The sequence below is a fragment of the Umezawaea tangerina genome, assembly GCF_003002815.1.
Taxonomy (GTDB): Bacteria; Actinomycetota; Actinomycetes; order Mycobacteriales; family Pseudonocardiaceae; genus Umezawaea; species Umezawaea tangerina.
Genome location: NZ_PVTF01000028.1, coordinates 1 through 8,491, shown reverse-complemented (window position 1 = coordinate 8,491; position 8,491 = coordinate 1). Strand labels below are relative to the sequence as shown.

The following is an 8,491-nucleotide window of genomic DNA, read 5'->3' as shown; positions in this document are numbered from 1 at the left end:
ACCCACCCCCCTCCCGGTCGTCGTCACCGCGCCGGCACCGAGGACCTCCCCCTCTACCGCAGACTCGTACGCACCGAGGGCCGCTTCCGCCCCGACCAGATCGACGCCCTCAACCGCCTCTCCCGACAGGTCATGGCCGACCGACAGGCCAAGGGGGAAAGGATCACCCCCAACACCCTCGTACGCCTGGCCGTGGACCTGCTCCTGGCCCACGCCGACGACCTGCGCGGCGACACCGAGGACCAGCTCCGCGCCTCCCTGATCCCCGACCCGACACCCCTTGATACTCTGTAAGTTGCCTGCTCAACCCACACGGAACGGTGTAGTGCCTGTGTCTCCCACGAGTACCGCCCCCGACACCGGGGTCGACTCCGACGCCCACCGGCTGGTCTACACCGCCGACGCCTCGGTCCTGGCCGCCGCGACCGACCTCCGCCGCGGGATCCAGTACGGCCGGTGGACCGGCCCCTGGGACGACACGATCGACAAGCTCCGCCGCGCCGCCCAGACCCTGCAACAACTCCAGGCCCTGGGCACCCCCGCCCCCGACGGCGCGACCCCCTGCCTGTGGTGCGGCCGCCCCACCACCGAGGACCCCGGCCACGACTCCTGCCACGCCCGCGCCTGGCACCCGACCCCCACCACCCCCGCGACCACGGCCGCCACCACCCCACCCGCGTCCTCCGGCACGGCCCCGCCCGCCCCCTCCGCTACCACCTCACCCACCACCCCGGGCCTCACCACGCCGCCGTCCGCCGCCTCGGCCACCCTGTCCGCACCGTCGTCCACGACCCACGCGGCCGCCGCACCGGTGCCCTCCCACGCGGCGTCCGTCCCCACACCCACCGACCCACCAGCCCCCGCACTGCCCGCCGCCCCACCGCCCGCCGACGCGGCAGCCTCCGCACCGGGGACCCCCTCGCCCGCCCAGACCCCACCGCAGCCACCCGCGGCCTCGTCCCCACCCCCCGCCCCCCAGCCCCCACACCCCTCGCCGCACACACCCACCGCACAACAAACACCCCCCACCACACCGACCACACCCCCCTCCGAGACACCTCCCACCACCCCGACTCCCACCGCGCGCGGCACCGTCCGTCGCCCCCCGGTCCGCACCTTCTTCCAGGACCCCGCGACCGAACTGTCCGACTTCACCCGCGCCGTGCGCCGCATCACCGCCCGCGACCAGACCCCCACGCCCCCCGACACCGTGGTCAAGGCCGCCCTGGACGCCTGGCACGCCACCGTCACCGCCAAGGACGAGCCCTGCCGGTTCGTCAGCTCCTCAGGCCACACCGGTGTGTCGGCCTACCACTGGCTCATGGGCATGCACGGCGCCATGACCAAACCCACCGCCCTGCGCTCCGAGCGCGTCGAGGAGCTCTCCCGCCGCGACCGCACCCTCGTGCGCTCCCTGTCCTTCGTCGACCCCGACACCACCCCCGCCCCCGGCCAGGTGGTCACCGAGATCGACGTCAACGCCCAGTACCTCGCCGCCGCGCGCAGTGTCGACCTCGGCGACGGCGAACCCGTCGAGCTCGACCACGTCGACCCCGCCGAGCTGCCCGCCCTGCTCAAACGCCCCGGCTACCTGCGACTCGCCACCGCCCCCGACCTCGCCCACACCCCCGCCCACGTCCGCCACGCCCTCCCACGCCTGGCCCCTGGGGCATGGCTGCCGGCCCCGATCGCGGCCTACCTGCACCGCGACCACCACACCCCCCTCGACATCGCCGCCGCGATCACCTGGCCCACCGCCGGCCGCCGCCTCTCGGTGTGGTGCGAGATGTTCGCCAACGGCCGCGCCGCCCTGACCGCCGCGGCCCCCACCGACCCCGCCGCCGCGCTCGCCCTGAAGGTCGTCAAGGACGTCTACACCCGCTACCTCGGCGGCTACCTGCGCAGCAAGACCCACAACCGCGGCCCGACCTGCCGCACCGACTGGCACGACATGCTCGTCGCCCAAGGAGTGGCCAACGCCGCCCGCGCGATCGACAAGGCCGTGGGCAACGACGGCGCGGTCGTGCTCGGCTCCCTCAAGGACGCCTACTGGCTGCTGGCCGACACCCCGGTCGAGCCCGCCTCGCTGACCTTCAGCCCGCAGCCGGGCAAGTGGAAGCGCAACCGCGTCGCCCCGGTCACCCCCGCCATCGTCGAGGCCCACCGCACCGGCCGCGTCGGCCTGCTCCGCCAGGCCATCACCGCCTCCGACACCGCCACCTCCGCCTAACCCCGCCTTCGCATAACCCCGCCCCGCACACCCCCGCCCCCTCGCATAACGCCCCCGCCGCCACCCCCTCCGCCGAGGACACCCCTGATGCAGTTCACCGAAGTCGTCGACACCCTCGCCCTCAACGCCCACATCACCCACGCCCAACAAGCCATCCGCGCCGAACACGGCACCGGCGCCTCCCGCTGGCTGGCCCAACAGGCCGGCATCAGCCAACGCACCGCCCGCCGCTGGCTCTCCGCCGAACTGCCCCGCTCCCGCACCGACATCGTCGCCCGCCTGGCCAACCGCCTGTTCACCGCCGCCCAACGCCTGCGCACCGCCCAGTCCATCGACTTCGGCGCCGTCGCCGTCACCTACGACGGCCACCACGAAGGCACCCGCCACATCGGCCCCGTCACCGTCGACCCCGCCCTGGCCCGCGACCTCGCCACCGTCGCCACCCACCTCGAAACCGGCTCCCTACCCGCCGCCGCCGACGCCCTGAGCACCGCCGCCCTCACCGCCTACTCACCCGGCCTGGAAGACACCCTGGCCGTCGACCAGTACGACCACGGCGTCGACGTCACCCCCTAAGGGATGTCCCGAAACTTCCGAAGCCGGGTACTTCCGGAGTTCGTGACTCGGCTGTCCCATCCTTGTGGTGTTCGTGATCGTCCGCCGTGTTCGCTGGCGGGTAGCCGGAGCGCACGAGACCATTCGGCCTGTACCGCTGGACGGGGTGGTGGCTGTGAGCGTTCTGCGGGTACCGGTGTCAGGTGGGCTGGTGCCGGATGTGTCGTCAGCCCGCCGTAGCCGGGGAGGAGATTGCCCGGCTGTGCTTTTGAACAGCATCCCGTTGAGAACTCGCCGGTCATCCATCCGCGTACGCCCGTTCACACCCGACGGGGGCAACAACGGCTCGATCGTGTGCCACTGCTCGTCGGTCAACTCATGCCTACGCACCACGGGACAAGATCAAAGCAGATCACAGATACCTGCTTTGAGGACAGGCCTAGCGGTCGCTGCGTTCACGGCCGCACCGGTAGTTCTTGGTGCGAACGCGGGGCGGTGCGGCTTGACCGCATCGCCCTTGCGGCAAAGCGCGGCCAATGGGGCCGTCTCGAGTGCGTGCCTTCCAGATCGATCAGGAGCCCGGCCCGCAGGCCTCGGGTGGGTCGGTGACACCGGCGCCTCATCGTCGGCGACATGGATATCACCGAACCGCCGGACGGCGCCACGATCTGCGTGCAGGACTGTGACATGGGCTGGGATCGACGAGCCGAGGAGCCATGCGAGTTTTGCCAGGGGGCGGGATGGCACTGGTGAGGTCGTGGCGGGGCGGGCTAGTCGATCTCGGTGAACGTGACCTTGATTCTTCGTTCGTTGCCGTCGACGACGAGGTACCAGTGATCGTCGTAGGGCACCTCCAGGACGAACGGGGTGATCTCCTGGAAGCCGCCGTGATACTCGTACTCGTCGCCGTCGAGGTAAGCCTGGTACTCCTCGGCATCCAGCAGGCAGACGTTGGCGCTCGAACCACGCAGTGTCACCTCGAAGCAGGTGCCGCCCGCGTACGGCCCGAGGTCCCAGTAGAGGTGCTCCATACACCATTAATAGCCGATCACGCACAGCCCGTGCACCGCTGTGGTGATCGTTCCACGCGTCGGATTGTCGGTTCTCCTGACTACAGTGCAAGACAGAGCGTTACCGCAGTGTTGCCCTCTGTAGAGCCGAGCGAATGGAGTCGTTTCGACCGTGGAAGATCCTCGCGCCGAGTTACGTGGCGAGCAGCAGCGCTTGGCACTGCTCGCCGACCAGCTGGAAGCCGCGTTGGGCACCGAGCAGGAACAGGAGTTGATAACCCGTGTGACAGGCGCCTTGAACGCTGTCACACGATGTCGAGCCGCGCTACCGCGCCAACTGAGGCAGGCCGCCAACGCCGTGCACGCCCCGCGCACCCGGATCCTCGGTCTGATTACGATCGCCGCGGGCTTCGTGGGGGGAGTGGGTTGCCTTCTGGGCTGGTTCGGTCGGGGGCTGTTGCTCCTGTTGGTCGTCTACTTGATCGTCGGCGCGGCTCTGGCCACTGCCCCTGCCCCTGACCTCGACAAGCCGGTCGGCACCGAAGCCGACGACCGGTTTCAGATGGCCCTGCTCGCTGTCGCCGGACTCGTCCTGACCGGCTTGTCCGCGCTTTCGCCGTGGTGGTTGCTGGGTGCCGTTCCGATGACGGTGCTCAGCGCACTCGGCGCGGCCGCGGCCACAGGCAAGCTCGACCAGTCCACCAAGGCGGGTACGGGAGGCAGCCGTGGATGAATCCCTCGACGAACTCGGCACCAGGATCGACGAACTGACCGAGCGGCTGGACCGGGTCACCGGATTCCGCAGCTGGGGCGAGGAGACCCAGCACCACGATCGACTCGAGGAACTCGAACGCCGGGTCGGCGACCACACCCTGCACGAGGTCACCGAGACCCTCGAACTGCTGAAGTCGCGCGTCGACGACATTGCCGGGGGCGCGCAGGACTCCGGGATGTCCCTGCAGACGTTGCAGACCCGGCTGCTGCTGGTCGAGCGCCGCTTGAAGGCCTCGGGCGGCACCTCTTCCGCCGACCTGGAGCGGTGGCCCACGACCGTGCGGGACTTGGTCGAGCAGGTACAGGGCGGGCTGGAGGCGAGCGAGCGCTTATTGCCAGACCACCTGGAGGCAATGCTGGTCGAGCGCATCGGCCGACCTGGCGAACTGCGGGCACAGAGGAACCAGAGCCTGCGGGCTGCGGTCACGGCCGCCAAGGCAGCCGCCGCGGCGGCTGCGGCACTTGAGGACGGCACGGCCTACGCCGCAGCTATCAAGCAGTGGAAGACCGCCATCGACAGTGCCGCCACACTGCGCAAGCAGTTGACAGAGGCGACCGCGACTGCCCAGCGTTCGACTGACGACCTGGCCATCGCGCGTAGGGAGCACAACCTCGCGGTCGCGCCGCACACCAAGGGCCTGCAGGCCCGCAGCACCCTGGCCAAGAAGATCAGGACCCGGTTGGGCGAGATCCTGCGCGACGACCTGCTGATGCCCATCTGGTTCGACCGCGTGCTGGGCCCGACCGCTCCCGCCAACAACACCCAGGAGTGGTTGGACACTGCGGTCGAGGTCGTCCTCTACCGCCTGATGCACCACATCGAGGACCCCGTTCTTGCGTTGGGACAGCGCCCGGACGACACCGGCGGAGCGCAGGAGTACGACCGGTTGTTACGTCGGTGTGCGCGTTCCCGACAAAGCAGATAGCCAGCCCCTGCCAGGTACGGGGTGTGGCTGATCGCGGACGACCTGCCGCGCATCCACCGACACCGGCGGATGCGGCCGGGCTAGCCCACTGATCTGCGGCTATTGGTGGTTGAGGAGGTCATGAGTGGTGAGACAGGTACTCCCGGATGAGGAGGTGCTGGCGCGGTTCGTGGTGCGTACGCGACGCATTGAAGCCCACTCCTTGCTGAAGCAGGAGATCTTTGCCAAGTTCCCGACCGGCAGCATGAACATGCACCTGTCGGTAGACGGCCTGGCGACGATCAGACACCCGTTGCCGCCGGACGAAGAAGTGTTCGAGTCACTGGCCGCTCGTGTCCGCCCCTTGATCGTGGATTCGGAACCCGATCTTCCACACCACGGTCCTCGACGCGCTGCAGCGCCTGCTGGATGCTTTCCCCTCCGCTAACACCGAGCGACATGAGGAGCTCGACGAGCTGCGGAAGGCCTGGGCCTACAACACGCTGAGCCAGGATGTCCAGGCATACGCCCTGCGTTCCTACGACACCGACGGTGGCAACACCACCGACCAGGTCTCCGACGCCACCCTGGCCGCCGGATGGCTGTACGCCGACCTCGTGCACGCGGACGCCCACCGCTGGAAGCGAAAGGCCCTGGACTTCTCGCTGAACGAGCGTTACCTCGCGGCGGTCGGCGTGTTATCCCGCTTGGCCGCGCTTGCGGTGATCACGTTGCGGCTGATCAAACGGCTTCAGGACGAGGGGATCGCGGCAGTTGAGCAGCGGGCATGGGAGCAGGACGTGGTGGTGGACGCGACGGAGATCGTCTACGAAGGCATTGTCTACACTGCGGCACCGGACTCCGATGCCGCCGGATCTACCCGGACCATTGGAGCAGCCGGGCGGAGACTGGACCCGGCTGACCATTACCGAGCGCGCGCGCACCAACCCCGCCAACCACGCCCGCGTGGAACTGGCCGACGCCGATGACGCGATCACGGCCGCCTACGACGTGGCCGTGATCCACCGCGAGATCGATGACGACAGCGCCCTGTGGCACGTCCTGGTCGCAGGCAGCGTCGTCTTCGACCTCCCCTTCCGAATCGGGGACGACATCATGACGGCCCTGCCAGGGGAACTGTCCGTCGTGGGCAGCGCATGGCACACCAAGCTGGCTGCGCACACCTTCCTGCTGGCGATGCACCAGGCGCGAACGATGACCTTCCGCGTGCAGGGCGAAATGTTTCTGGCGCACGAGGTGGAGCCTGTGACGCCATGGATGCTGGCGGAGCTGCGGGCTGTGGTGGCACTGCACGACAATTTTGTGGCACTGGAAGTGCTGACCGGTCAGGAGATTAGAGCTCTGCCCGAACTGGTGTCGGTATTTGACGGAGTGAGGCTGCGGCAGACCCGGATGTTATGGGAGGCCAGGGGCGTGCAGTGGGACCGCACACTACCGCCGCTGGCCTCACCTGAAAGTATCCAACCCAGAGGGGTGAGGATCGAATCGACGATCCTGACGATCGGGGATGCCCGAATCGGCACGCCCGAGATCCTGATCTGGCACCCGGACGTGGTCTGGCACGAACAAGAACCCGAGTCTGAGGCGGGCTCAGGGAGGCGCATGGTCACCGCGACCATTCCCGCCACGACCAGGTTCCTGGCATGGGCACCCTCGCGGCGGGCTTCCGCCGAAGAACAGCCGTCGGAGGGAAACGGTGGAATCTGTCCGGCCTGGACCAAGATGCTGCGCCGTTCTGATGATCTGCGAGGACGCCCCGGCGAGCGCCCACGCCAGCATGAACCCTCCTTGTGCGCCCCCTCGACCTCGTGCGCGAGGGGCGGGGTGTGCCGGGACTTCCGGAGTACGTGAGTTCCAGAGTCTGTGAGTTGCCTGTGGGCTTGGTGGTGGTCTGTGGGCCTGGCGTCCGGGCAGGGGACGTGACATGTGTAGGTCAGTAGGTGCTGAGGTACTGATCTGCTGGTGCCCGCGGTTGCCGGAGTGGTGGACGGCGGTGCCTCGTGCCGGTTGGTGGGCTGCAGCTCGGCTACCGGTGCCTTGGGGGCGTGTGGTTGGTCGGCCTAGGCGTCCGCGGTTCCGGTACAGGCCCGACCGGGGAAGGAGGGGCGTGGTCGGCGGCGTCCTGGTGGTGATCGAGGGCGCCCTGGTGCTCGCGGAGCGGGCTCGTCTGGTTGGGCTCGCGGTTCCCGTCCCGCCTGTGCTCGCCGTGGTGGGGTCGAACGTCGGGGACGTGACATGTGATGGTCAGAGCACCCTCGAGTGTGGTGTTGCAGGGCGGTTGCCCGCGGGGTGAGGTACTTACTTCCGGACTCTGTGACTTCGGTAGTCCGTGGGTGTGCTGGTGGTTGAGGCATGTGCGGTGCACTTGGCGGTGGATGTGCACGGTGCGCAGGTCGGGGCTGTGGGAGAGGGGGTCGGTGCGTCGCCACGGCGCCCTGGTGCCGGTTGCCGGGGTGGTCCTGGTGCTCGTTGTGGCTCGGGTTCGTGCCTTTTCAGAAGGGGTTCGGAGGGTGGCGAACGGGTTCGGGGGCGTCGGTGGGACGGTCCCTGTTCCGCGGCCTCGACGTGCCCGCGGAGCGGGTCCTGGAGCCTGCTTCTGGTCCCCGCTCGCGGTTCTTCGGCGCGCGGAGCGCGCTCATACCAGAGATGATCACCGGAGATTCAACCGGGTCACCTTTCGGTCTGAAACCTTTATTTAGCAATGGAAAGCGTGTTTTCAGCATGCGTGATACTTTGTGCTTTTCGTGTATTTCTGCTGCGTAGCAAGGGAATCACTGCAATCACCCCACGTGTCAAGTTTCCTGTATGCGACTGATTGTCTTGCTTAGCAATGAGTCCATAGTAGACACTGTTAAACCTGTTGCGTAGCAACGGGTTTTCGTAGTAGAGTCTCCACTATGGATAGTGAGAATGAGCAGAGTTCCTTGCGTAGCAAGGGATTCGCGAATACGGAGGACCGCGCGCGGAGCGCGGCGGTTGGGTCGCGGAGCGAGCAG

General features: G+C 68.3%; 10 protein-coding genes. 8 read left to right on the top strand and 2 right to left on the bottom strand.

Annotated elements, in window-relative coordinates:
* The 3 genes from CLV43_RS46885 to CLV43_RS50305 all read left to right on the top strand — a co-directional run.
* Nucleotides 1-294 (top strand): hypothetical protein (locus tag CLV43_RS46885; protein ID WP_245887553.1); only part of this gene is annotated, 294 nt, incomplete at its 5' end.
* A gap of 37 nt (nucleotides 295-331) precedes the next feature.
* Entirely contained in the window at nucleotides 332-2,230 is a 1,899-nt protein-coding gene (locus CLV43_RS48360; protein ID WP_170156319.1) for a hypothetical protein, read from the top strand.
* An 87-nt stretch (nucleotides 2,231-2,317) separates the two neighbouring features.
* The gene (locus tag CLV43_RS50305) at nucleotides 2,318-2,806 is read left to right on the top strand and encodes a hypothetical protein (RefSeq protein WP_106197058.1); all 489 of its coding nucleotides are present in this window, start codon (nucleotides 2,318-2,320) and stop codon (nucleotides 2,804-2,806) included.
* Here the strand turns inward: CLV43_RS50305 and CLV43_RS50575 are convergent.
* Nucleotides 2,741-3,175, bottom strand: coding sequence for a transposase (locus CLV43_RS50575; protein WP_425445813.1), 435 nt, complete (start codon nucleotides 3,173-3,175; stop codon nucleotides 2,741-2,743). The genes CLV43_RS50305 and CLV43_RS50575 overlap by 66 nt on opposite strands.
* Before the next feature lie 380 nt (nucleotides 3,176-3,555).
* The gene (locus CLV43_RS46860) at nucleotides 3,556-3,816 is read right to left on the bottom strand and encodes a DUF1883 domain-containing protein (RefSeq protein WP_106197056.1); all 261 of its coding nucleotides are present in this window, start codon (nucleotides 3,814-3,816) and stop codon (nucleotides 3,556-3,558) included.
* A 151-nt stretch (nucleotides 3,817-3,967) separates the two neighbouring features.
* Here CLV43_RS46860 and CLV43_RS46855 point away from each other — a divergent pair, with 151 nt between their 5' ends.
* The 5 genes from CLV43_RS46855 (at nucleotide 3,968) to CLV43_RS46840 (ending at nucleotide 7,346) form a co-directional block, all read left to right on the top strand.
* Nucleotides 3,968-4,528, top strand: a complete 561-nt coding sequence (locus CLV43_RS46855; RefSeq protein ID WP_106197055.1) for a hypothetical protein — start codon at nucleotides 3,968-3,970, stop codon at nucleotides 4,526-4,528.
* Entirely contained in the window at nucleotides 4,521-5,495 is a 975-nt protein-coding gene (locus CLV43_RS46850; RefSeq protein WP_106197054.1) for a hypothetical protein, read from the top strand. The genes CLV43_RS46855 and CLV43_RS46850 overlap by 8 nt, the downstream gene beginning before the upstream one ends.
* 127 nt (nucleotides 5,496-5,622) lie before the next feature.
* A complete protein-coding gene (locus CLV43_RS46845; RefSeq protein ID WP_146175175.1) occupies nucleotides 5,623-5,922 on the top strand; it encodes a restriction endonuclease subunit S in 300 nt (99 codons plus the stop codon).
* Between the two features lie 169 nt (nucleotides 5,923-6,091).
* Nucleotides 6,092-6,463: a hypothetical protein gene (locus CLV43_RS47525; protein WP_146175174.1), complete on the top strand. Its 372-nt coding sequence runs from the start codon at nucleotides 6,092-6,094 to the stop codon at nucleotides 6,461-6,463.
* On the top strand, nucleotides 6,441-7,346 hold the full coding sequence (locus CLV43_RS46840; protein WP_146175173.1) for a hypothetical protein: 906 nt from the start codon (nucleotides 6,441-6,443) through the stop codon (nucleotides 7,344-7,346). Before CLV43_RS47525 ends, CLV43_RS46840 begins: the two co-directional genes overlap by 23 nt.
* Nucleotides 7,347-8,491: the final 1,145 nt, after the last annotated feature.

Bases quoted from the DNA above. Each gene is read 5' to 3' on its own strand.
- CLV43_RS50305 (WP_106197058.1), top strand. From the start codon at position 2,318: ATGCAGTTCACCGAAGTCGTCGACACCCTCGCCCTCAACGCCCACATC.
- CLV43_RS46860 (WP_106197056.1), bottom strand. From the start codon at position 3,816: ATGGAGCACCTCTACTGGGACCTCGGGCCGTACGCGGGCGGCACCTGC.